The sequence below is a fragment of the Nonomuraea helvata genome, from assembly GCF_039535785.1.
Classification (GTDB): Bacteria; Actinomycetota; Actinomycetes; order Streptosporangiales; family Streptosporangiaceae; genus Nonomuraea; species Nonomuraea helvata.
On the sequence record NZ_BAAAXV010000001.1, the window covers coordinates 654,486 to 677,298 of the forward strand.

The window sequence follows — 22,813 nt, forward strand, 5'->3', positions numbered from 1 at the left end:
TCCGATCGGGAGGCCCCGAATGACCGTCCTCGACACCCGCCCCGCGCAGACGCCCGCCGCACCCGCGCCCTACAAGTGGCGCTGGCCCGCGCTGGCGGTGGTCCTCGCCGGTTCGGTGATGGAGCTGCTCGACGCGACCGTCACCAACGTCGCGGGCCCGACGATGCGGGCCGACCTCGGCGGCGGCACCGCCCTGATCCAGTGGCTCGGCGCGGCCTACACCCTCGCCATGACCGCCGGCCTGCTGACCGGCGGGCGGCTCGGGGACATCGTGGGGCGCAAGCGCATGTTCCTCATCGGCGTCATCGGATTCACCATCGGGTCGCTGCTGTGCGCCCTGGCCGCTTCCCCCGAGACGATCATCGCGGCCCGGGTCGTGCAGGGGCTGTTCGGGGCGGCGATGATTCCCCAGGGCATGGGGCTGATGAAGGAGATGTTCCCGCCCAAGGAGCTGGCGGTCGCGATGGGGATGTTCGGGCCGGTCATGGGGCTGTCCGCGGTTGGCGGGCCCATCCTGGCGGGCGTGCTGACCGGCGTCGACTGGCGGCTGATCTTCCTGATCAACCTGCCGATCGGCACCGCCGCCGCGCTGGCCGCCCTGCGCTTCCTGCCCGCCTCCCGGCCGGTCAAGGGCGTGCGGCTCGATCTGCCGGGCGCCGCGCTGGCTTCCGCGGGCACCGTTCTCATGGTCTTCCCACTGGTTCAGGGACGCGAGAGCGGCTGGCCGGCGTGGTCCTTCGCGATGATGGCGGCCTCCGCGGCCGTGTTCGCGGTCTTCGCGGCCTACGAGAAGCGCAGGGCCCGGCGCGGCGGCGACCCGCTGGTGGCGCCCAGCCTGTTCGGCAAGCGGGCGTTCGTCTCGGGCATGGCGACCGGCACGATCTACTTCGCCGCCTTCACCGGGTTCTTCCTCGTGATCGGCCTCTACACCCAGCTCGGCCTGGGCTACTCCCCGCTCAAGGCGGCGCTGACCAGCGTACCCTCGTCGCTCGGCATGATCGCGGGCATGGGCGTCGCGCAGGCCGCCCGCAGGCACGGCCGCAAGGTTCTGCTGGCCGGCGCGGTCGTCATGGGGCTCGGCGTGACCGGTGTGATCGCCGTCGCCTCCCCAGGGGTCTCGCCCTGGCAGCTCGCCCCGGCGCTGGTGGTGGCCGGGCTGGGCAGCGGGCTGATCATGAGCCCGTACTTCAGCATCGTGATGGCCGCCGTCGAGCCGCAGGAGACCGGCTCCGCCTCCGGCGCGCTGACCGCGCTCCAGCAGGTGGGCGGGGCGCTGGGTCTGGCCGTGCTGGGCACCCTCTACTTCGGCACCGGGAGCGTCGCGATCACGCTGTGGGTGGCCGCCGGGATGATCGCCACGACGTTCGTGGTCGGCCTGATGCTGCCGAAGCAGGCCCGCCAGAACTGACGATCCCGCGAAGACGGCCGGCTCACCCGAGCCGGCCGTCTTCGCGTCTGCGTGCCTGCTCCATGCCGTCCAGCAGGTAGCCGAAGCCCTCGTCGAACGTGGCGTCCCACGCGTGGTCGAGGCCGTGCTCCGCGAGGGCCGGGTAGCGGCCGGCGCGCTGCCTGAGGAACTCGCCGGTGTCGTCCCGGTCACGGTCCTGCCAGGTCACCTGCATGACGACCGAGCCCATGACGTAGTTGGACAGGCTGTACGCGGCGGGCTTGGGGGCGGCGAAGCCGGCGGCGGCCAGCGTCGTGTAGAGGAACTCGGTGCGCTCCAGCGCGTTCGGGCCCATGAGAGGGCGGTCGAGGATGGTGGCCGACCACGGGTGCCGCAGCAGGGCCGCGCGCCAGCCGCCGATGAGCTCGCGTACGGCCTCCTGCCACCCGGAGCCGCGCACCGGTAGGCGCACCTCCCCGAAGACCGCGTCCAGGGCCAGGTCGAGGACGTCGTCCTTGGTCTTGACGTGCCAGTAGAGGGTGGTCGAGCCGGTGTCGAGCCGCTCGGCCAGGCGGCGCATGGTCAGCCGGCCCACGCCTTCCTCGTCGAGCAGCGCGACCGCCTCGGCCACGATCCGGTCGAGCGTCAGCGTCTGCCTCGGTGCCTTCTGGGGGCGCGACCACACGGTTTCCACCTGGCGATAATACGTTGTTCCAGCGACTGGATCGATGGTCTAGTTAGTCGAACGACGATCGAGTGGGGGCGGCTGTCATGGGGCACATCGAAGTGAGCGGGCTGACGTACCTGCTGCCGGACGGGCGGCCGCTGCTGCTGGAGACGTCCTTCAAAGTGGGCGCCGGTGCCAAGGCGGCGCTCGTCGGGCCGAACGGCGCGGGCAAGACCACGCTGCTGCGGCTGATCGCGGGCGAGCTGGCCCCGTCGGACGGCCGCGTCGTGAGCAGCGGCGGGATCGGCGTGATGCGGCAGTTCCTCGGCGCGGGCACCGTTCGCGACCTGCTGCTGAACGTCGCCCCGGAGCACGTCCGCGCGGCGGCCGCCGCGCTGGAGGCCGCCGAGTCCGCGATCTCCACGCAGGACGACGAGCCCACCCAGCTCGCCTATGCCCAGGCCATCGCCGACTACGCCGACGCGGGCGGCTACGAGCTCGAGGTGGTGTGGGACGTATGCGCGACGGAGGCGCTGGGGCTGCCGTACGAGCAGGTCAAGGCGAGAGGGCTGGGCACGCTGTCGGGCGGGGAGCAGAAGCGGCTCATGCTGGAGGCGCTGCTGCGCGGCCCCGACGAGGTGCTGCTCCTCGACGAGCCCGACAACTACCTGGACGTGCCGGCCAAGCAGTGGCTGGAGCGGGCGATCAGGAGCTCCTCCAAGACGGTGCTGCTCGTCTCGCACGACCGGCAGTTGCTCGCCGAGGCCGCGGACCGCCTCATCACCGTGGAGGGGCGCGGGGTCTGGGTGCACGGCGGCGGCTTCGCGACGTACGCCGAGGCCCGCAGGCAGCGCAGGGAGCGCCTCGAAGAGCGGCGCCGGCGGTGGGAGGACGAGCGGGCCAGGCTGCGCAGGCTGGTCCATACGCTGCGCGGACGCTCGGCCAACAACGACGCCCTGGCGGGGGCGTACCAGTCGGCGGTCACGCGGCTGGAGCGCTTCGAGCGGGCAGGGCCGCCGCAGCGCGCGCCCAGGGAGCAGAACGTCCGGATGCGGCTGCGCGGCGGACGCACCGGCAAGCGCGCGGTGATGTGCGAGGACCTCGAGCTGAGCGGGCTGCTGCGGCCGTTCTCCACCGAGATCTGGTACGGCGAGCGCGTCGGCGTGCTGGGCATGAACGGCACCGGCAAGTCCCACTTCCTGCGGCTGCTGGCCGGCGAGCCGATCGCGCACACAGGCGTGGCCCGGCTGGGCGCCCGGGTGTCACCGGGGCATTTCGCGCAGACCCACGTGCGGCCGGACCTGGCGGGGCGCGCCGCCGCCGACGTGGTGATGCGGGAGCACGCGATGACCCGCAACGAGGCGATGGCGGCGCTGGCCCGTTACGAGCTGGCGCCGGCGGGCGCGCAGCCGTTCGAGACGCTGTCGGGCGGGCAGCAGGCCAGGCTCCAGATCCTGCTGCTGGAGCTGTCGGGTGCGACGCTGCTGCTGCTCGACGAGCCGACGGACAATCTGGACCTGGCCAGTGCGGAGGCGCTCCAGCAGGGGCTCGCCGGATACGAGGGGACGGTGCTGGCGGTCACGCACGACCGCTGGTTCGCCGCCGACCTCGACCGCTGTCTGATCTTCGGCGCCGACGGCCTCGTCCGCGAGAGCGACACTCCCCGCTGGGACGTCTGACCGTCCGGAGCCCGGTTACAACGGCGCGGCCGTGAGGGACGGAGAAGAGGGACGGCCGGGGCGGGACAGGGCCGAGAGGGTCATGGTCTCGTCCACGGCCTCCGGCGAGAGCACGTGGTCGAGCACCATGACCGCGCACCCGCTGATGCCGGCCCCCGCGCCGAGCCGGCTCGGCTCGATGCGCAGCCGCCGGGTGGCCAGGGCCGTGGAGCGGCGGTAGACGACCTCGCGGATGCTCGACACCAGCGGGCCGAACGCCTCGGCCACGTCGCCGCCCAGCACCACCACCGACGGGTTGAGGATGTTCACGGCCATCGCCAGCACCTCGCCGATCCTGCGGCCGGCCCTGCGCACGGTCGCCATGGTCTCGGCGTCGCCCGCCCGCACCAGCGCGGTCACGTCCGCGATCGTCCTGACGTCCTTGCCCTTCGCGCGCAGCTCGCGCAGCAGGGCGGTGCCGCTGGCCACGGAGTCGACGCAGCCGGTGTTGCCGCAGCGGCACAGCACGTCGCCGCCGTCCAGCACCGGGATGTGCCCGATCTCGCCCGCGGCGCCGAGCGCGCCGCGCAGGATGCCGCCGCCGGAGATGACCCCGGCGCCGATCCGGGTCGAGATCTTGACGAACATCAGGTCGTCCAGGTCGGGGTAGGCGCCGCGGTGCTCGCCGATGGCCAGCACGTTCACGTCGTTGTCCACGAGCACGGGGACGGGGAAGCGCTCGCGGATGATCGGCGGGATCACCACGCCGGTCCACGACGCCATCACCCGGGCGCTCTCCGCACGGCCGTGCGCGAACTCGACCGTGGCCGGCACACCCATCCCGACACCCCTGACCATCGAGCGCGGCCGGTCGCCGAGCAGCTCGTCCCAGGTGTCCATGAGCAGCGGCAACACGACGTCGGGGCCTTCCTCCACGTCCATCGCGAACTCGCGCACGTCCAGCTCCTGCCCGGCCAGGTCGCAGAGCGCCACCCGGGTGCGGGTGGCGCCGAGCGCCGCCACCAGCACCACGCCGCCGGCGGCGTTGAACTCCAGCCGAACGGGCGGCCGACCGCCCGTGGAAGGTGCGTCGTCGCGCTCGAGGACCAGGCCGCGTTCCAGCAGCTCACCGACGCGCAGTTGCACCGCGGGGCGCGACAGCCCGGTCACCCGGCCGATGTCGGCCCGCGTCACGGCCTCACCGGTGCGGATGAGGCGGAGCACCTCACCACTGCTGGCGAGGGTCGCGGCGGTACGTCGAGGCATCGGCTAAGTGAATCACACGGGGTTAGGTAATGAAAAGTCCGGACTTTTTTATCTCAAATGCCAAAACTCCGCTTGTGTGCGACCCTAACTCTCGTTAGTGTCCGTTCTGTCCCTGCTTGGTAGATCATCGGAGCTCGTACCGTGTCCCCCCTATCGACCGCCAGCCCCGCCCACACCGCCGACCTCGTCGTCTTCGGCGGGACGGGCGACCTGTCCATGCGCAAGCTGCTCCCGGCGCTGTACCACAGCGACAGGGAGGGCCGGCTCTCCCCCGAGACCCGCGTCATCGCCATGTCCAGGGGCGGGCTGACCGACGCCGACTTCCGCGGCAAGGTGGACGCCGAGGTACGCGACCAGGTCCCGATGGACGATCCGGACCTGTGGCAGCGCTTCCTCGGCCGGCTGCACCACGTGTCGGTCGACGTCGGCGGCGCCGACAAGTCCGGGTGGGGCGCGCTGACCAGGCTCCTGGCCGGGTACGAGCAGCGCGACCGGATCTTCTACCTGGCCAGCCCGCCCAGGACGTTCGGCCCCTTCTGCCGTGAGCTGGACGAGGCCGGGCTGGTGACGCCGCGCTCGCGCGTGGTCCTGGAGAAGCCGCTCGGCCACGACCTGCCGAGCGCGCAGCGGATCAACGACGAGGTCGGCGCGATCTTCGACGAGCGGCAGATCTTCCGCATCGACCACTACCTGGGCAAGGAGACCGTCCAGAACCTGCTGGTCCTGCGCTTCGCCAACGCCTTCCTCGAGCCGATCTGGAACTCCCTGTGGATCGACCACGTCCAGATCACCGCCGCGGAGACCGTGGGCACGCCCGGCAGGCGCGGCTACTACGACCACGCGGGCGCGCTGCGCGACATGGTGCAGAACCACCTGCTCCAGCTCCTCACGCTGACCGCGATGGAGCCGCCGGCCCGCAACGACCGCGAGGCCATCCGCGACGAGAAGGTCAAGGTGCTGCAGGCCCTGCGGCCGATCACCGGCACGGAGGTGGCGCGGTTCACCGTGCGCGGCCAGTACACGGAGGCCGACGAGATGCCGGGCTACCTGGACGAGCCCGGCTCCACGCCGCCCACTGAGGCGTCGCAGCGGGTGGAGACATTCACCGCGATCCGGGCCGAGATCAAGAACTGGCGGTGGGCCGGCGTGCCGTTCTACCTGCGGACCGGCAAGCGCATGCCGTACCGGAGGTCGGAGATCGTGGTGCAGTTCAAGGACGTGCCGCACTCCATCTTCCCCGGCGGCAGCCCGAACCGCCTGGTGCTGCGGCTCCAGCCGGAGGAGGGCATCGAGCTGCACATCATGGCCAAGGAGCCGGGCGCGGGCGAGGTGACGCTGAAGCCGGTGCCGCTGTCGCTGAACTTCGGCAAGACGTTCACGGCGCGGGTGCCCGAGGCGTACGAGCGGCTGCTGATGGACGTGCTGGCCGGCAACCCGACGCTGTTCATGCGGCGTGACGAGGTGGAGGCGGCCTGGCGCTGGATCGACCCGATCCTGTCGGCGTGGGAGGCGTCCGCCGACCTGCCGGAGCCGTACCCCGCCGGAACCACCGGCCCCGCCGGAGCCCACGAACTGCTCGGCCGCAGCGGTCGCGCCTGGCACGAGGAGGAAGCGTGAGCGAGCGCAGCGAGCGAACCAATAGACGCAGCAACCTCGGGTTCATGGACCCGACGAAGGAGGGGCCATGAACCCGATCATTCAGGACGTCACCGACCGGATCATTGAGCGGAGCGCCGCCAGCCGGGCCGCCTACCTGGAGCGCATCCGCCGCGACGGCGAGGCCGCCAGGGCCAAGGGACCGGCCCGCGCCCACCTCGGGTGCGCGAACCTGGCGCACGGCTTCGCGAGCGCGTCCGCCGAGGACAAGCCCGCTCTGATGGGCACGGCCAAGCCGGGCGTGGCGATCGTGACCAGCTACAACGACATGCTGTCGGCGCACCAGCCGTATGAGACGTACCCGCCGGAGCTGAAGGCGGCCGTGCGCAAGGCGGGCGGCGTGGCGCAGGTGGCGGGCGGCGTGCCCGCGATGTGCGACGGCATCACCCAGGGGCGGCCCGGCATGGAGCTGTCCCTCTACAGCCGTGACGTGATCGCCATGGCGGCCGCGATCGCGCTGTCGCACGACATGTTCGACGCGACGCTGCTGCTGGGCGTGTGCGACAAGATCGTGCCTGGCCTGTTCATCGGCGCACTGCACTTCGGGCACCTGCCCGCGATCTTCGTGCCCGCCGGGCCGATGACCTCCGGGCTGCCGAACAAGGTCAAGGCGCGCACCCGCCAGCTCTTCGCCGAGGGCAAGGTGGGGCGCGTGGAGCTGCTCGACGCCGAGGCCAAGTCGTACCACTCCCCCGGCACCTGCACCTTCTACGGCACCGCGAACTCCAACCAGGCGCTGATGGAGGTCATGGGCCTGCACCTGCCGGGCTCGACGTTCGTCAACCCGCACACCGAGCTGCGCCACGCGCTCACCCAGGCGGCCGGGCGCCGGGCGGTGGAGATCACCGCGCACGGCTCCGAGTACACGCCGATCGGCGAGCTGGTCGACGAGAAGGCCATCGTGAACGCCTGCGTCGCCCTGCTGGCCACCGGCGGGTCCACGAACCACACGATCCACCTGGTGGCCATGGCCGCCGCCGCGGGGATCGTACTGACCTGGGATGACTTCGCCCGCCTGTCGGGGGCCGTGCCGTCGCTCACCAAGATCTACCCGAACGGCCAGGCGGACGTGAACCACTTCCGCGACGCCGGCGGCATGCAGGTGCTCATCGGCGACCTGCTCGACGAGGGCCTGCTGCACGAGGACGTCATGACCGTGGCGGGGCGCGGCCTCGACCGCTATCGCGAGGCCCCCGAGCTGGTGGACGGCGAGCTGGTGTGGTCGCCGGTCACGGGCGGCAGCTCGGACCTGGACGTGCTGCGACCGGTCAAGGCGCCGTTCTCGCCGGACGGCGGCATCCACATGCTCTCCGGCAACCTGGGCCGGGCCGTCTCCAAGGTGTCCGCGGTCAAGCCGGAGCACCTGGTGATCGAGGCGCCGGCCAAGGTGTTCGACGACCAGCTGGACCTGCTGAAGGCGTTCGAGGCGGGCGAGCTGGACGGGCAGGACTTCGTGGCGGTCATCCGCTACCAGGGGCCGAGCGCGAACGGCATGCCCGAGCTGCACAAGCTCACGCCGCCGCTGGCCGTGCTGCTCGACAGGGGACAGCGGGTGGCGATCGTCACGGACGGGCGCATGTCCGGGGCGTCCGGCAAGGTGCCCGCGGCCATCCACCTGTCGCCCGAGGCCGCCGACGGCGGGCCGATCGCGCTCGTCCGCGACGGCGACGTGATCAGGCTCGACTCGGCCGCCGGGACGCTGGAGCTGCTGGTGCCCGCCGAGGAGCTGGCCCGGCGCACGCCCGAGGGCCGTCCGCTGAGCGACGCGCAGTGGGTGGGCACGGGCCGCGAGCTGTTCGCGGCGTTCCGCCGGATGGCGGGGCACGCCGAGCAGGGCGCCGGGATCTTCGGCCTGAGCGGCGCCGAGTCGCCCGACCACGGCCCGGGGCTCGGCTTCCCCGCCGAGGCCGGCGCCTCCCACCTGGAGAGCGGCGCCCCGGTGGGCGCCCAGCACGCCGGACTGGCGCGGTGATCGATCACTACCTGAGGGTTCATCACCCCGCCTGGGGCCGCGTGAGCGCTCGTGGCATCCTTCGGAGTACGGCGTGCGATCATGTCGCCGCCCTGGATGCCGGAGGTATGCGGTGAGTGCCTTTGACCTTCCGTGGCTGGTCGCCGACATCGGCGGGACCAACGCCAGGTTCGCCCTGGTCACCTCGCCGGGAGCGCGGCCGTCGAACGTCGCGGTCCTGGCCGGGGCCGACTACGAGACCCTCCCCGAAGCCGTGGCCGCCTATCTCGCGGAACACGCGGGCGGGGTGCGACCGGGGGCGGTGTGCCTGGCCGTGGCCGGGCCGATCGACGGCGACCGCTACCGGCTCACGAACTCCACGTGGGCGGGCTCCGTACGGGACCTCGGCGTGCCGTACGCGGTGCTGCTCAACGACTTCGAGGCGCTGGCCGTTTCGCTCCCGCACCTGGAGGGCGGCGACCTGGTCTCCCTGGGCGGCCCCGAGCCGGGCCACGGGGTCAAGGCCGTGCTGGGGCCGGGGACCGGGCTCGGCGTGGGCGGCCTGGTGCCGGCGGAGCACGGCTGGACGCCGATCCCGGGCGAGGGCGGGCACGTCACGGTGCCGGTGGTGGACCAGCGGGAGCTGGAGATCGTCCAGGCGCTGCAGTCCCAGGGGCTGCCGCACGTGGTGGCCGAGCACGTGCTGTCCGGGCCGGGGCTGGTCCGGCTGCACCGGGCGCTCGCCCAGGTGAACGGCGTCGCCGCGCCGGAGCTGACCGCCTCGGACATCGTGGCCCGCCTGGACGACTCACTGTGCGCGGAGACCGTCGAGGTGTTCTGCGGGATGCTGGGCAGCTTCGCCGGGAACGTGGCCCTGACCCTCGGGGCGCGGGGCGGGGTGTATCTGGGCGGCGGGGTGCTGCCCCGTATCGTGGAACGGGTGCGCACCAGCACCTTCCGCACCAGGTTCGTCGCCAATCCCGACATGGCCGACTACCTGGCGGCCATCGGCACCGCACTGATCGTCGCCCCTCAGCCGGCCCTGACGGGCGCCGCGGCCTGGCTGGCCCAGCGTGCCCGCACGGAGCTGGTGGGCTGACCTCCGGGGCGGGTGGCCTGCCCGGTTGGGCCGTCCGCCTTGGGGAAGGGCCACTGTTGCGGCCGCGGGGTGGTGTGGGGACCTGTACGTGACTAGACGGCCGGAACGGGCCGACGAGGAGAAGAACTCATGAGCTTGCTCGATCTCGCCCCAGTGATTCCCGTTGTGGTGATCGAGGACGTCGAGAGCGCCGTACCGCTGGCCAGGGCGCTGGTCGCCGGCGGGTTGCCGGTCATCGAGGTGACCCTGCGCACCCCGGTCGCGCGTGAGGCCATCGCCAGGATCGCCGCCGAGGTGCCCGAGGCGACGGTGGGAGCGGGAACCATCCGCAGTTCGGAGGACATCTCCGCTTCTGTCGCCGCGGGGGCCAAATTCCTGGTGTCGCCCGGCACGACCCTGTCGCTGGTCGAGGCGATGGATTCGAGCGGCGTCCCGTACCTGCCGGGGGCGGCGACCGTGTCCGAGGTGATGGCGCTGGTCGAGCGGGGGATCAAGGAGCTGAAGTTCTTCCCCGCAGAGGCCGCCGGGGGCGTTCCGTACCTCAAGGCGCTGGGCGGTCCGCTGCCCGACGTGCGGTTCTGCCCGACGGGCGGCATCCGGGTGAACACCGCGCCCGACTATCTCGCGCTGCCGAACGTGGGCTGTGTCGGCGGCACCTGGCTGACCCCGGCCGACGCGCTGGCGGCCGGCGACTGGGGCCGCATCGAGAAGCTCGCCTCGGAGGCCGCGGCTCTCCGCTGACAAGGACAAGCCGGGGCGTCCGGCTGAGCATGGGCCCTGGTGACAGGACTGAACATCACCGTCTGATTACCTTCAGTCGCAGCCGATCGGCCCAGAAACCAAGCACAATTCTTCGGGCAGCCACTGGTTCGCAAAACAAGCACCGGCGACGTGGCCGGACTAAGGGTTGGCAGCGCAGGGGGGCTTCCCACGGCTGGGGCGAAATTCCTTCGCCTCGAGGTGACGGTGGCGGCTAGGGTGCGCTCGTGTCGACGCTGTTCATCACCTGTGGCCTGCCCGGATCCGGCAAGACGACCTTGGCTAGACGATTGGAGCAAGAGCACTCGGCGCTTCGGCTGACCGCTGATGAGTGGCTCCATGAGCTTCACCCGAACCTCAGTGGGGATGCGCTGGATGCAATGCGAGGTCCGGTGGAACGGGTCCAATGGAGCGTTGCTGAACGTGTCCTCCGTCTCGGTCAGAACGTGATGCTCGACTGGGGTCTCTGGTCGCGCGAGGAGCGTGATCATTACCGATCTCGGGCGCGGTTGCTGGGTGCCCGTGTAGTGCTGTGTGTCCTTGATCCGCCGCTGGACGAACTTCGGCGTCGTCTGGCAGATCGCAATGCCGAGTCGCCTACGGGGACTTTTCACATCACGGACGCCAGACTCGATGAGGTGCTCAAATACTTCCAGCGACCGACGCCTGCAGAACTGGCCATGTACGACGACGCGTACTGACTCGTTGGCGATCATGAGGTTGCCGTCTTCAGCACGCGAGGCAGATGGACGTGGAGGTGTTCGATCTCGGCATCGCAGCCCCGGCCGCGAAGGCGTTGGGCACGAGATGGGGTCGTTCGCCTCCAAGTGGCTGACCTCATCGAGGTAGAGGCGGCACCAGACAAAGCCTCCGCGCTGCCGGGCAGCCACTGCTCGGCGGTCGCGGTCGGAACGCAGGGCACCGAACAGGGCGTCCCACTGCCGATCCGGCACAGCTCGGGGCCTACGCTTGGGGACGGGAGGATTGACCGTGGCCGCGTGGCCTGCTGGCGCGCCACGACATCTCGCGGGCGTGTCGCACTCCGTAGTCCGGTCAACGGGTCAGTTCATACCCTGCGTTGAACGCGCGGCGGCCGGGTACAGCTCAGGGAAACCGCAGCCCCCGGGAAGCCCCTTCCGCTCCTCGGAGAGCGAAAGGGAGATGAATGCCGACGGAAACGGCCAGCCAAGTAGTGACGGACGGCCGCCCCGTGGCGCAGCCCGGCAGCCTGGAGCGGGGCATCGACATCCTGCTCGCCCTGAGTGCCGCCGCCCACCCGGTCAGCCTGTCGCAGCTGTGCCGCGCCACGGGCCTGCCCAAATCGACCGCGCACCGCATCCTGGGCGTGCTGTGCTCCCGTGAGCTGGCCAGGCGGGTGGGCAACGGCTACCTGCCGGGCGAGCTGCTGGAGACGATGACCGGCATCACCCGCCTGCACGTGCCGGGCACCCGCAAGGTGGTGCTGCCCTATCTGCTCTACCTGTACGAGACCACCAGGCAGACGGTGAACCTGGCCGTCCCCTCCGGCCTGGAGGCCCGCTACGTCGAGCGCCTGTACGGCCACAACCGGGTCGACTCCCGATCCGACGGCATGGACCGCGCGCCGCTCCACTGCACGGCGACCGGCAAGGCGCTGCTGGCCTTCGACCCGGCGCTGCGCCGCGAGCTGTTCGCGCGCGGCTCGTTCGAGCGGATGACGCGCCGCACGATCACCACCCTGACCGGGCTCGACCGCGAACTGGCCCAGGTCCGCAGCCAGGGCGTGGCGTACGCGCAGGAGGAGTTCACCGAGGGCGTGTCGTGCGTGGCCGCGCCGGTGTTCGGCCCGGGCGGCCGGATCTGCATGTCGCTCGGGGTGGCGGCCCCGGCCGGCGCGGCGCCGCTGGCCAGGCTCGGCATCTCCGTACGCGGCGCCGCCCAGGCCATCTCGGCCGCGCTCCTCAGCGCGTAGGCGTTCCGGTCATCGGAACACCTCATCGGCGCGCGACCGGAAGTGTTCCGTTGGCCGAAACCGCTCATTGCGGCGCGGCGGTCCCGGCGTTCACATCGGCATATGGACTTCCATCCCGCTCCGGCCACCCAGGAGGCGCCCGCGGTCCGGGAGGTCCGCACCCGCATGGCCCCGGACCGGCGGGCGCCGGTCGGAACGCGGGCGGTCGCGCGTGCCTAGAGGCCTCCCCCGGGCCACTGTGCTGGAGAGTCTGCGCCTGGCTGCCACCGTCGTCCCGCCCGGCGCGCCGCACGCGATGCCCGGACGCGACCTGCTGCGCTCCCGCGCGCTCCTGGCCGAGCTGGAGGCCCGGTACGGCGGCCGCCCCGTCCTGGTACGCGGGCTGCGCGGCCCGGCGCTGCTGGTCATGTCCAAGCGCGACGCCCTGCGCGTACTGTCAGAGGGGGGCGAGTACGCGCAGGGCGTCGAACAACGCCCTTTCGGCCTGCCGACGGACGTCCTGCGCCCGGCGTTCATCGAGATCGCCAGGGAGGAGGCCAAGGAGCTGACCTCGGGGGTGGTGGACCACGGCCGCCTCGACGCCCGCTGGCAGCGCGTGGCCAGACGCTGCGTCTATGGCGACGGCGCGGCCGACGACGAGGAGCTCACCAGGCTGCTGGCGCGCCTCACGTGGGCCGGCAGGTGGCGCGCCAGACGGCGCCAGGAGATCCTCTCGGGCCGGTACGACGCCCGCATCCTCGACCACCTGCGCCGCGCCGAGCCCGGCAGCCTGGCCGGCCTGATCGCGGAGAACTCCGGCGAGGCGGAGTCGCGCGGGCTCATGCAGGCGGCGTTCTGGCTGATGGGGTTGGGCGCGATCTCCGCCGGGCTGACGCAGACGCTGGCGCTGCTCGCCGCCCACCCCGCCCAGCGCAAGTCGGCCCGCACCGACCCCGACTACCTGCGGGCCTGCCTGCGCGAAGGGCTGCGCCTGTGGCCGCCGGTGCCCGCGCTCTCCCGCGTCACGACCACGCCGACCGACTGGTACGGCACCACCCTGCCCGCGGGCAGCACCGTGCTCGTGCCGATCGCAGCGCACCAGCGCAGCCCGCGCCTGCCGTACGCGAACACGTTCGCGCCCGAGATCTGGCTGGACGGCACCGCGGCGAACGAGTGGTGGGCCCGGCCGGGCTGCGACGGCGTGCACCTGACGCTCGCGGTCGGCACTGCCTTCCTCGCCGGCATCGTCCGCGCGGCCCGGCCCAAGCCGGTCGGCCGGCTGCTGTCATCCCACCGGCCGCTCCCCTACGCGCTCAACGTCTCCCGCCTGCGCGTCGCGATGCGCCCCCTGCGCATTCACCGCCTCACCCAGTGATGGCGCTGCCCCCGATCGCATGGGCGGGGCCGGGCGTGCTGATGCGCATGCCCGCTCAGAACCAGTGGCCAACGAGTGGCCCCTTCCTCCGTTAGAGTCTTGGGTACAAAAGGCGTGCCGGGCGGAGGAACGGTTCGGGTTGAGACGGGATGACGACGGCGAGAGGACGGCGACGTTGGGGCGCTCCGCAGGCACTCCGCTGGAGCCGGAAGATCCGCCGGCGATCGGCCCCTACGAGCTGATCAGCCGTCTCGGCTCCGGCGGCATGGGTGTGGTCTACCTCGCCAAGGCGGCCGACGGGTCGCGGGTGGCGCTCAAGGCGATCCGGCGCGACTACACGGCCGACCCGGTCTACCGGGCGCGTTTCCACGAAGAGGTGTCCAACGCGCGCAAGGTGGCCTCGTTCTGCACGGCGCGCGTGCTCGACCACGGCGAGGACCGCGGCGTCCTCTACCTCGTCACCGAGTACATCGACGGCATCTCGCTCGAAGACCACCTGATCGAGCACGGCGCCCTCTCGCCGTCCGTGCTGCACTCCGCCGCCGTCGGCGTGGCCGCCGCACTGACCGCCATCCACGCGGCGGGGCTGGTGCACCGCGATCTCAAGCCGGCCAACGTGATGCTGACGCTGGCCGGGCCCCGGGTGATCGACTTCGGGCTGGCGCGATCGACGCACGTGGACTCCCGGCACACGAACGCCGGCATGGTGATGGGTACGCCCGGCTGGATCGCTCCGGAGCAGGTCTTCGAGGGGCGTACGAGCCCGGCGGGCGACGTGTTCGCGTGGGGGTCGCTCATCGCGTACGCGGGGCTGGGCGGGCATCCGTTCGGCGAGGGCGACGCTTACGTGATGGCGGCCCGGGCCCGTACGGCGCCGCCCGACCTGCGCGGGCTGCCCGCGCCGCTGGACCGGCTGGTGGCCGCGGCCATCCACCCCGACCCGGCGCGCCGGCCCGCGGCCAAGCAGTTGCTGCTGGAGCTGGTAGGGGCGGCCGACGAGCCTGCGGCGCAGCTGGCCGCCACCAAGCACCTGACCAACACGTGGGACCCGTCGGACTTCCCGCTGATGCCGCAGCCGCCGCACCGGATGCCGCCCGACCGCACGGGCGCGGTGCCGGGCACCGTCCGGCCACGCCCGTCCCACGGTCCGTCCCAGAGCCCGTCCCACGGTCCGTCCCACGGCCCCTCGCGCAGTTCTTCGCAGCAGGGCCGCGGCGCGCACCCCGAGGCGCCCGCGCGCAGCCCGCAGCCTCCGCCACCCGCGGAGCGCACCGGGCCCACGCCCGGAGCGGGCCCGGTCCCGCCTGCCGAGCGCACCGGCCCCACACCGCGGACGGCCCGCGGGCCGCAGCAACCGCCACCCGCCGAACGCACCGGTCCCACGCCTGGAATGGGTCGCGGGCCGCAGCAGCCGCCGCCCGCCGAGCGGACCGGGCCCGTACTCCCTGCTCCCCATCCGGAGCGCACCGGCCCCGTGCCGGGCACCGGCCGGGGGCCGCTGGGGCCGATCCCCCACCAGCAGGGGCCGCTGCCCCACCACTCGACCACCGGTCAGGGGCCGCTGCCGGGCTACCCGCCCGCCAAGCGCAAGCGGGGCGTGCTGACGGGCTGCCTGACCGCCCTGGTCATCGCGGTCGTGCTGCTGGTGGCGCTGATCGCGCTGATGGCGTGGGTGTTCCGCTCCCCGGCGGTCGGCGAGGACGGGCCGGTGCAGGACGGCAAGCTGCGCTTCGCCGTGACGAGCACGAAGTGCCCCAAACCGGCGAGATCGGCGGCCAAGCGCACGTGCCAGGTCGGGGTGACGGTCAGCAACGTCGGGCAGGAGGCCAGGGTGCTCTACCCGGGCCAGCAGAAGCTGATCGACGAGAACGACGACCTGCACGGCGGCACCAAGCTGCTCGACCAGGACGGCAAGGAGATCACGCCGATCCGCATCGAGGCCGGTCGGTCGTTCACCGGCGCGCTGGTGTTCGACCTGCCGAAGGGCCTCGACCCGGCCGGGCTCGAGGTGCATGACTCGGGGCTGAGCAACGGAGCCCGGCTCAACCTGGGCTGACCCGCGCGGGGTGCCCCACGGACCCCGCACTCAGCCGAGAGCGGCGCGGCTGCACCGTGGCCCTGTCGGCCGGGCGGGCGCGCCTCAGAAGCCCCGGGACGGCGAGACCACGCCCTCCAGCGGAGCCCCGTCCTGGAAGCGCCGCACGTTGGAGGTGACGCGCTCGGCCAGGCCGCGCCAGTAGGAGGAGCGCGGGTTCGCGCAGTGCGGCGTGATGAGCACGTTGTCCAGGCTCCACAGCGGATGGCCGTCGGGCAGGGGCTCGGGGTCGGTCACGTCGATGGCCGCGCCGCCGATGCGGCCCCCGCGCAGCGCGTCCACCAGCTCGTCGGTGTCGACGAGCGAGCCCCTGGCGACGTTCACCAGCCAGGCGTCCTCGCGCATGAGCTCGAACTCCCGCTTGCCGAACATCCCTCTCGTCTCCGGCGTGGCCGGCGCCGAGACGACGACGTAATCGGCCTCGGGCAGCGTCTCGCGGTAGCGGGCGCGCGGGAGGACGAGGTCGGCGCCGGGCGCCTCGCCGCTGTCGGTGACCGCCAGGACGCGGCAGCCGAACGGCTCCAGCATCCGGATGAGCGCCCGCCCGATGCCGCCGAAGCCGACGATCGCCACCGTGGAGCCGGCGAACTCCCTGGACTCGTTGCGTCCCCACTTCGTGGCCCTGGCCGCCCGGTGCAGGCCGCGCGCGGCCGCCAGCATCAGGCCCAGCGCGTGCTCGGCCACCGGCACGCCGTAGGACCCGGTGGCGGCGGTGAAGACGGGGTGCTCGGAGACGACCCCCGCGTCCGCGAACCGCTCGATGCCGGCGCTGGGCAGCTGCACCCAGCGGATGCCGTCGTGGAGCATCGACCGCAGCTCCTCGGGGCCGCCGCTGCCGTAGTAGACGATCGCCTCCGCGTCCTCCAGCGGCACGACCTCACCGCCCGCCCGGCGTACGGCATCGATGAGCACAGGCACCGGCTCAGGTCCGACGTGGACGGCGACGGTCATGCTGCGTCTCCTTCTCGCATGGGGCCACCAGCGTACCGATGGCGTATGAGCACGGCGTTTCCGGGTGCCAGCATCTCTTCAGGGTGCGTGGGTATGTTGTGCCGGGTGTCCGCCGCCATCGCCCTGCCCGACTCCTCCGGGCCCGACTCCTCCAGGTTCGCGTGGCTGGACGCGCTGCGCGGGATCGGCGCGGTGGCCGTGGTGGCCGAGCACCTCCTGCCGTGGTTCCTTCCCCAGCTCAGGCCGTACTGGTTCAACCTCGGCGTTTACGGCATCCTGGTGTTCTTCCTGGTCAGCGGCTATATCATCCCCACTTCGCTGGAGCGCCACGGTGACGTGCGCGCGTTCTGGGTCAGCCGGTTCTTCCGCCTCTACCCGCTCTACCTCGGCGTGATCGTCGTCATGCTGGCTCTGGCCTGGTGGGTGCCGCTGCGCGCGGAGGTGCCGCGGGACGGGAGCGCGGTGGCGGCGCACGCGACCATGCTGCTCGACGTCGTGAGCGTGGGCGGCGTGGCCGACACGATGTGGACGCTTTCGTACGAGATGGTGTTCTACCTCCTGGTCACGGCGCTGTTCCTGGTCAGAGGACATGGCCGCAGCGGGCTGCTGTCGATGTTGTTCGCGGCGGGCGCCGTGGCGGTCGGGCTCGTGGTGTCGGGGGCGGTGGTGGCAGGCGGATGGCCCGCCTACGTCTCCGTCGCGGTGTTCGTGGTGGGGCTGGCGTGCGTGGTGTCGGGGTGCCTGCGCACGGCCTCGGCCTGCGTGCTCGGCCTGATGGCGCTGGCGCTGCTGCTGCTGAGCAGCCGGGTGCCGTGGCTGGGGACGGCGGTGCTCGCGGTGATGTTCGCGGGCACGGCCATCCACCGGTGGGAGCGGGGCGGCGGGCGGCTGTGGCCGGTGGCCGTCACGGCGGCCCTGGTGGCGGTCGCGCCCCTGTGGGCGATCGAGGGCGGATGGTGGTGGGTGCAGGCGGACGTGTGGCTGATGACGATCGCGCTCGCCGGTGCCACCTTCGCGGCGGGGATGGCGCTGCGCGGGCGGCGGCTGCCCAGGGTGCTCACCTGGCTCGGCCTGATCAGCTACTCGCTCTACCTGGTGCATCATCCGTTGCTGAAGTACTTCGTGGAGATCACCGGCGACCTGCGGCGGGCGGAGCTGCCGTACCAGCTCATGATGACGGCGCTGGCCGTGGCCGCCGTGCTGGCCGTGAGCGCGCTGTCCTTCAGATACGTCGAACGGCCCATGCAGGCGCTGGGCCGCCGCCTGTCACGCAGGAGCGCCCGCCGGCTCCAGCGCGCGGGCGATCTCCGGATGCCCGGACAGGGCGCGCGCCACGACGGGGTCCTCGGCCATGAGGAACGCCAGGTGCCTGACCGCGTGCGCGACCACGTTGGCCAGGGCGACGCGGTCGGGTGACGGCGTCGCGGGAGCCTCGCCCCTGGCGATCTCCAGTGCGGGCACCTCGACCGCGGGCAGCCACGGCGCCGGATCCGGGCAGACCGCATATGTCAGTACGATCCCGCCGTCCGGCTCATGGCGCCAGCTCGTGGAGTGCACGACGGTGCGGGGATCTCCCGCCGCGACCCCGCTGAGCCGGCGCGCGCACTCGTCCGGACTCTCCCCGCGCGCAGGCTGGGTGCTGGCATGGCGGTAGGACCAGCGACTGTCGGTGCCCATCCGTAGCATGAGCGTTTCAACCGAGACCACGTGTCTTCCCGTCACCGTCCACAACTTACTGCCAATGATATGCAAGTACGTCCCCAACGCATTATGTTCTCGCTCTTGAACACGGCGGCGGGCCCGGCTGTAGTCGATGGCGTGCGAGAGAGAGGCCCACAGCGATGCCCGGTTTGCTGGTGCTGATGGGGTCGGGCGAGACGAGCCCGACCATGGTCGAGATCCACCGCGCGGCGGCGCGGGCGCTGCGCCCGGGCGCGCGGGCCGTGCTGCTCGACACCCCCTACGCTTTCCAGGAGAACGCCGCCGACATCTCCGCCCGCGCCCGCCGCTATTTCGCGCAGAGCGTCGGCCTGCAGGTCGAGGCGGCGTCCGGGATCACGGGCGCCGACTGGGTCTTCTCCGGTCCGGGCAGCCCCACCTACGCGCTCGACCGGTGGACCGGCTCGGGCATCGCCGGCGACCTGCGTGCCCGGATCCGCGCGCGCGAGGGGGTGACGGTGCTGGCCTCGGCGGCCGCCTGCACGGCGGGCCTGGCCACGGTGCCGGTCTACGAGATCTACAAGGTGGGCGCGGAGCCCCATTGGCGCGAGGGCATCGACCTGCTGGAGCCGCTGGGCCTGCAGGCCGTGCTGATCCCCCACTTCGACAACGCCGAGGGCGGCACCCACGACACGCGCTACTGCTACCTCGGCGAGCGCCGGCTGTCGCGCATGGAGCGCGAGCTGCCGCCCGGCACCGCCGTCCTCGGCCTCGACGAGCACACGGCGCTGGTGATCGATCTGCAGGCCGAGTCCGTACGGGTGGCGGGCCGCGGCGGCCTCACCGTCCGCCGCCCCGGCTCCCAGACCGTCCTGCCCACCGGCACCCACATCGACCTCGCCGAGCTCCGCCGCCTGGCCGAGGGCGCCACCGCCTCGGCCACGATTCCGCCGCCCGCCGCTGAGCCCGCTCCGGCGGAGGTCACGCTGGAGGAGGTCGTCCACACGTGCGAGGAGCTGTTCAAGGCGGCGGTGGGCAAGCCCGACATGGTGGCGGCGGCCCAGACCGTCCTCGACCTCGAGGCGGAGATCGTCAAATGGGCCGCCGACACGGAGGAGGACTCCGGCGGGGTCGAGCAGGCCAGGGAGCTGATGCGGCTGCTGATCGCCCGCCTCGGCGAGCTCGCCTCGGCCGCCGGCCTCCGCTCGCGCGGCCTGCGCTCCCTGGTCAAGTCCCTGCTCGCGCTCCGGGCTCGGTTGCGCGAGGAGGGGCGGTACGACGCGGCGGACGCGGTGCGCGCGGCGATGCTGGAGGGCGGCGTCACGGTGGAGGACACACCTGACGGGCCCCGCTGGACCTACACCTCGTGAGAGTTCTGTCGGAAGCCTGACGAGATCGGTAAAGGCACGGTAACGCGGCCTCGTCACTCGACGTGATCACACGGATACACTTGGCTCTGTGTCGCCATGCGTGCAAGACTCGATCCATGGAAGGCGATGAGGCGATGACTGCTCTGCCGGATGAGGGCTGGCTTGTTGCGCATCCGCCACCCCGGCGGGTAAGGCTTTTCGCCCTGCCGCCGACTACGGATGGCTACACCGTCGAGGACTGGCTCAAGCTCCCCGAGACCGGGGAGCGGATCGAGTTGATCGACGGGAGTTTCGTAGTGAGTCCCATGCCCGCCTATGATCATGCGCTTGCGGCGAAACGGCTGGTCCGCATCCTGGATGACGCGTGCCCCAAGGACTACGAGATAGTCGAGACGGGCAATCTCGAAGTCGGCGAGGACGGGCTGATTCCCGACATCGTGGTTGGGCATGCCGAGGCCATACTTGAGGGCCCCGTCACGCTCTCCGCCTCCGACGTCGTATGCGTGGTCGAGGTCGTGAGCCCCGGGAAGGTCAATCGAGATCGCGACTACACGATCAAGCCGCCCAAATACGCCGCAGCGGGCATCCCGGTCTTCGTTCGGGTCGAACTTCAGGACGGACCTCGCGTCGAAGTCTTCAACCTGGGCGAGAAGGGCTACGAGCTCGTCGCGGAGGCGAAGGCGGGCACCATGCTGACACTTGAGCACCCCTTCCCCGTCTCCTTCGATCCAGCGGTGTTGACCGGGCCACGATCTCAATGAGGCGTCGTTAGAACGTCCTGGCGATCTGGCGGGCGCGTTCGTCGGCCTGCTTGCGTTCGTCATCGTACGAGCCCGTGAGCGTCGGATGATGGCGGATCTCCTGGATGTCGCTGATGCCGGTCCAGCGCAGCCAGCCGTTGAAGAACGTCGACTGGAAGTCGCTCCCGAACGCCGGCCCCAGCTCCGGCCCCCAGACCGCGCTGGTGTAGACGACGGCGGCGCGCTTGCCGGTCAGGAGCGGGCGATAGCCGGTCTCCGGGTGCACGTCGAAGATCATCGCAGGCTGGCTGACGACGTCGACGAACTGCTTCAGCTTGTACGGCACGCCCGCGTTCCACATCGGCACGCTGAAGAGGTAACGGTCGTAGGAGTCGAAGCGCTCGAACGTGCGCACGGCGGCCGCCCACGCCTCGGCCTGCTCGCCCTCGGGAGTGCCGCCCCCGAACACGGTCATCTTCGCCCCCGCCGCAGCAGGCCCGAACTCGGGCAGCGTCCCGTCCCACAGGTCGAAGTGGTCGACCGTCGCGCCCGGACGGGCTGCCAGGTACTCCTCGACGAAGGTCTGCGCGATCCCCAGCGAGATCGACTCCCCGCCCCGAGGGGAGGCGGAAATGTGCAGCAGTCTGCTCATGTGCTCATGTCCTTTCCGGACTTCGGTCCGTTTACTACACATGAAGATAGGGACTGCGGTCCGCTTAGTCAACCTGCGCACAGAAGGTGCGTTCAGCACGCGGGGAAACTACCGGCGGGGAGGGTCGATCCGGGCGCCGTCCAGGGTGAAGATCATCAACCGGGAGAGGTCCACGGCCACCTTGGCCGCGTCGCCGGCGCGCCAGACGGGGCGGTTGCCCAGGCGGACGATCAGGTCGGAGCGGCGGTGGATGCCGCTGTTCGGGTGCTGGCCCACCCTCTCCTGCTCCTGGTGCTCCTCCTCGCGTGACGACGAGGAGAAGATCCGCCGGACCAGCCCCGACAGCTTCCCGGACCCGTTCTTCTCGCCGTTGAGCCGCTGGCGCGGGTCCGGCGGCTCGGGCACCGGCATGGCGGGCATCCCGCACTCGATGTAGGCCAGCCACTCGTGCCCGTGGTACTCCAGCGCCCGCACCCGCCCGAAGAAGGACGGCCCCTCGTACGACTCCGGCACCGGGGCCAGCCCGTCGGGCCGCAGGCCCACGAGCACCTGCCCGCCCGTGTGCTGCGAGATCGCGTACGCCCTCGGATCGCTCCACGGCAGCGTGAGCCGGTGCGGGCCGAAGTCGAGCATGACGTACTGATTCTGCGGCGTCCTGACACCCGCCGCCAACAGGTTCAGCTGCTGGGAATTGAGGAACGCGGCGACGAAGGCGGTGGCTGGATCGTTGTAAATCTGGGCCGGCGTGCCGACGTCCTGGAGGACTCCCCTGTTCAGTATGGCGATCCTGTCGGCCAGCGTCAGGGCCTCCACCTGGTCGTGCGTGACGTAGATCGTGGTCACGCCGAGCGACCTGACCAGCGCCGAGATCTCCATGCGGAGCTCGGTACGCATGCCGGCGTCGAGGTTCGACAGCGGCTCGTCCATCAGGAACAGCTTGGGCTGCCGGACGATCGCCCGGCCCATCGCCACGCGCTGCCGCTGGCCGCCCGAGAGCGTGCCGGGGCGGCGGTCCAGGGTCTCGTCGATGTGCAAGGCCTTCGACAGCTCCGTCACGCGCTCCCGCACCATCGCCGGGTCCGACTTGGCGATCTCCAGCGGAAAGGCGATGTTCCCCCGCACGGTCCTGTGCGGATAGAGGGCGCCGTTCTGGAACACCATGGCCACGTCCCGATCGCGCGGGGCCAGGTGGTTGGCGATCTGCCCGTCCAGCCAGAGGTCGCCCTCGGTGATCTCCTCCAGTCCCGCGATCATGCGGAGCAGCGTGGACTTACCGCATCCGGAGGGACCGAGGAGGACGAGGAACTCGCCGGCCTCCGCCCTAAGGCTCAGCCGGTCGACTGCGAGGTAGTCGCCCGGATACACCTTGGTCACTTTGTCGAGAACGACCGAGCTCATGGGCCTACACCTTGCGCGCGTGTCACCTGTGACGAGGCTGATTGAAGAGGTAGTACATCGCGCCTTAACGGTACATGTCCACCCTTGACATAAAGAATCTCCTTCAAAGGGGTTTCGGTCGCGCGTTTTGGGGAGCCATAAGCCCGAATTTCCGTATTTCAGTGGTATGTAAGGGCTTGCGTAAACTTGCGGCAAGGGAT

Annotated in this window: 18 protein-coding genes; 13 read left to right on the forward strand and 5 right to left on the reverse strand. The window is 71.5% G+C overall.

What is annotated here, in order from left to right:
• Positions 1-19 precede the first annotated feature (19 nt).
• Positions 20-1,408 carry an MFS transporter gene (locus ABD830_RS02865; RefSeq protein ID WP_344984696.1) on the forward strand — a complete coding sequence of 463 codons (1,389 nt, stop codon included), beginning with the start codon at positions 20-22 and terminating at the stop codon, positions 1,406-1,408.
• A 22-nt stretch (positions 1,409-1,430) separates the two neighbouring features.
• Here the strand turns inward: ABD830_RS02865 and ABD830_RS02870 are convergent, their stop codons facing one another.
• Positions 1,431-2,081: a TetR/AcrR family transcriptional regulator gene (locus ABD830_RS02870; RefSeq protein WP_344984697.1), complete on the reverse strand. Its 651-nt coding sequence runs from the start codon at positions 2,079-2,081 to the stop codon at positions 1,431-1,433.
• A 77-nt stretch (positions 2,082-2,158) separates the two neighbouring features.
• On the opposite strand from ABD830_RS02870, the gene ABD830_RS02875 reads away from it, so the two are divergent.
• A complete protein-coding gene (locus ABD830_RS02875; protein WP_344984698.1) occupies positions 2,159-3,733 on the forward strand; it encodes an ATP-binding cassette domain-containing protein in 1,575 nt (524 codons plus the stop codon).
• A gap of 15 nt (positions 3,734-3,748) precedes the next feature.
• Here the strand turns inward: ABD830_RS02875 and ABD830_RS02880 are convergent, their stop codons facing one another.
• Complete coding sequence (locus ABD830_RS02880; protein WP_344984699.1) at positions 3,749-4,978, reverse strand: ROK family transcriptional regulator; 1,230 nt, start codon at positions 4,976-4,978, stop codon at positions 3,749-3,751.
• 216 nt (positions 4,979-5,194) lie between these two features.
• Between ABD830_RS02880 and zwf the strand changes: the two genes are divergently transcribed.
• The 8 genes from zwf to ABD830_RS02920 all read left to right on the forward strand — a co-directional run bounded on the left by zwf (position 5,195) and on the right by ABD830_RS02920 (position 15,804).
• Positions 5,195-6,595 carry a glucose-6-phosphate dehydrogenase gene (gene zwf / locus ABD830_RS02885; RefSeq protein WP_378521062.1) on the forward strand — a complete coding sequence of 467 codons (1,401 nt, stop codon included), beginning with the start codon at positions 5,195-5,197 and terminating at the stop codon, positions 6,593-6,595.
• 67 nt (positions 6,596-6,662) lie between these two features.
• The gene (gene edd / locus ABD830_RS02890) at positions 6,663-8,606 is read left to right on the forward strand and encodes a phosphogluconate dehydratase (protein ID WP_344984702.1); all 1,944 of its coding nucleotides are present in this window, start codon (positions 6,663-6,665) and stop codon (positions 8,604-8,606) included.
• A gap of 112 nt (positions 8,607-8,718) precedes the next feature.
• Positions 8,719-9,684, forward strand: a complete 966-nt coding sequence (gene glk, locus ABD830_RS02895; RefSeq protein WP_344984703.1) for a glucokinase — start codon at positions 8,719-8,721, stop codon at positions 9,682-9,684.
• 129 nt (positions 9,685-9,813) lie between these two features.
• Positions 9,814-10,425 carry a bifunctional 4-hydroxy-2-oxoglutarate aldolase/2-dehydro-3-deoxy-phosphogluconate aldolase gene (gene eda, locus ABD830_RS02900; protein ID WP_344984704.1) on the forward strand — a complete coding sequence of 204 codons (612 nt, stop codon included), beginning with the start codon at positions 9,814-9,816 and terminating at the stop codon, positions 10,423-10,425.
• Positions 10,426-10,670: 245 nt separating this feature from the next.
• Entirely contained in the window at positions 10,671-11,144 is a 474-nt protein-coding gene (locus ABD830_RS02905; RefSeq protein ID WP_344984705.1) for a P-loop nucleotide/nucleoside kinase family protein, read from the forward strand.
• A gap of 464 nt (positions 11,145-11,608) precedes the next feature.
• Positions 11,609-12,394 carry an IclR family transcriptional regulator gene (locus ABD830_RS02910; RefSeq protein WP_344984706.1) on the forward strand — a complete coding sequence of 262 codons (786 nt, stop codon included), beginning with the start codon at positions 11,609-11,611 and terminating at the stop codon, positions 12,392-12,394.
• Between the two features lie 211 nt (positions 12,395-12,605).
• Positions 12,606-13,748: a cytochrome P450 gene (locus ABD830_RS02915; RefSeq protein WP_344984707.1), complete on the forward strand. Its 1,143-nt coding sequence runs from the start codon at positions 12,606-12,608 to the stop codon at positions 13,746-13,748.
• A 175-nt stretch (positions 13,749-13,923) separates the two neighbouring features.
• A complete protein-coding gene (locus ABD830_RS02920) occupies positions 13,924-15,804 on the forward strand; it encodes a protein kinase domain-containing protein (RefSeq protein WP_344984708.1) in 1,881 nt (626 codons plus the stop codon).
• An 84-nt stretch (positions 15,805-15,888) separates the two neighbouring features.
• Here the strand turns inward: ABD830_RS02920 and ABD830_RS02925 are convergent, their stop codons facing one another.
• Entirely contained in the window at positions 15,889-16,794 is a 906-nt protein-coding gene (locus tag ABD830_RS02925; protein ID WP_344984709.1) for a D-isomer specific 2-hydroxyacid dehydrogenase family protein, read from the reverse strand.
• A 105-nt stretch (positions 16,795-16,899) separates the two neighbouring features.
• Here ABD830_RS02925 and ABD830_RS02930 point away from each other — a divergent pair, with 105 nt between their 5' ends.
• The 3 genes from ABD830_RS02930 to ABD830_RS02940 all read left to right on the forward strand — a co-directional run bounded on the left by ABD830_RS02930 (position 16,900) and on the right by ABD830_RS02940 (position 20,584).
• Positions 16,900-18,210: an acyltransferase family protein gene (locus ABD830_RS02930; protein ID WP_344984711.1), complete on the forward strand. Its 1,311-nt coding sequence runs from the start codon at positions 16,900-16,902 to the stop codon at positions 18,208-18,210.
• Positions 18,211-18,635: 425 nt separating this feature from the next.
• A complete protein-coding gene (locus tag ABD830_RS02935) occupies positions 18,636-19,823 on the forward strand; it encodes a hypothetical protein (protein WP_344984712.1) in 1,188 nt (395 codons plus the stop codon).
• A gap of 116 nt (positions 19,824-19,939) precedes the next feature.
• Positions 19,940-20,584 (forward strand): Uma2 family endonuclease, encoded by a 645-nt coding sequence (locus tag ABD830_RS02940; protein WP_344984713.1) that lies wholly within the window; start codon positions 19,940-19,942, stop codon positions 20,582-20,584.
• Between the two features lie 7 nt (positions 20,585-20,591).
• Here the strand turns inward: ABD830_RS02940 and ABD830_RS02945 are convergent, their stop codons facing one another.
• Both ABD830_RS02945 and ABD830_RS02950 read right to left on the reverse strand, forming a co-directional pair.
• Entirely contained in the window at positions 20,592-21,215 is a 624-nt protein-coding gene (locus tag ABD830_RS02945; RefSeq protein ID WP_344984714.1) for an FMN-dependent NADH-azoreductase, read from the reverse strand.
• A 108-nt stretch (positions 21,216-21,323) separates the two neighbouring features.
• Positions 21,324-22,613, reverse strand: a complete 1,290-nt coding sequence (locus ABD830_RS02950; protein ID WP_344984715.1) for an ABC transporter ATP-binding protein — start codon at positions 22,611-22,613, stop codon at positions 21,324-21,326.
• Positions 22,614-22,813: the final 200 nt, after the last annotated feature.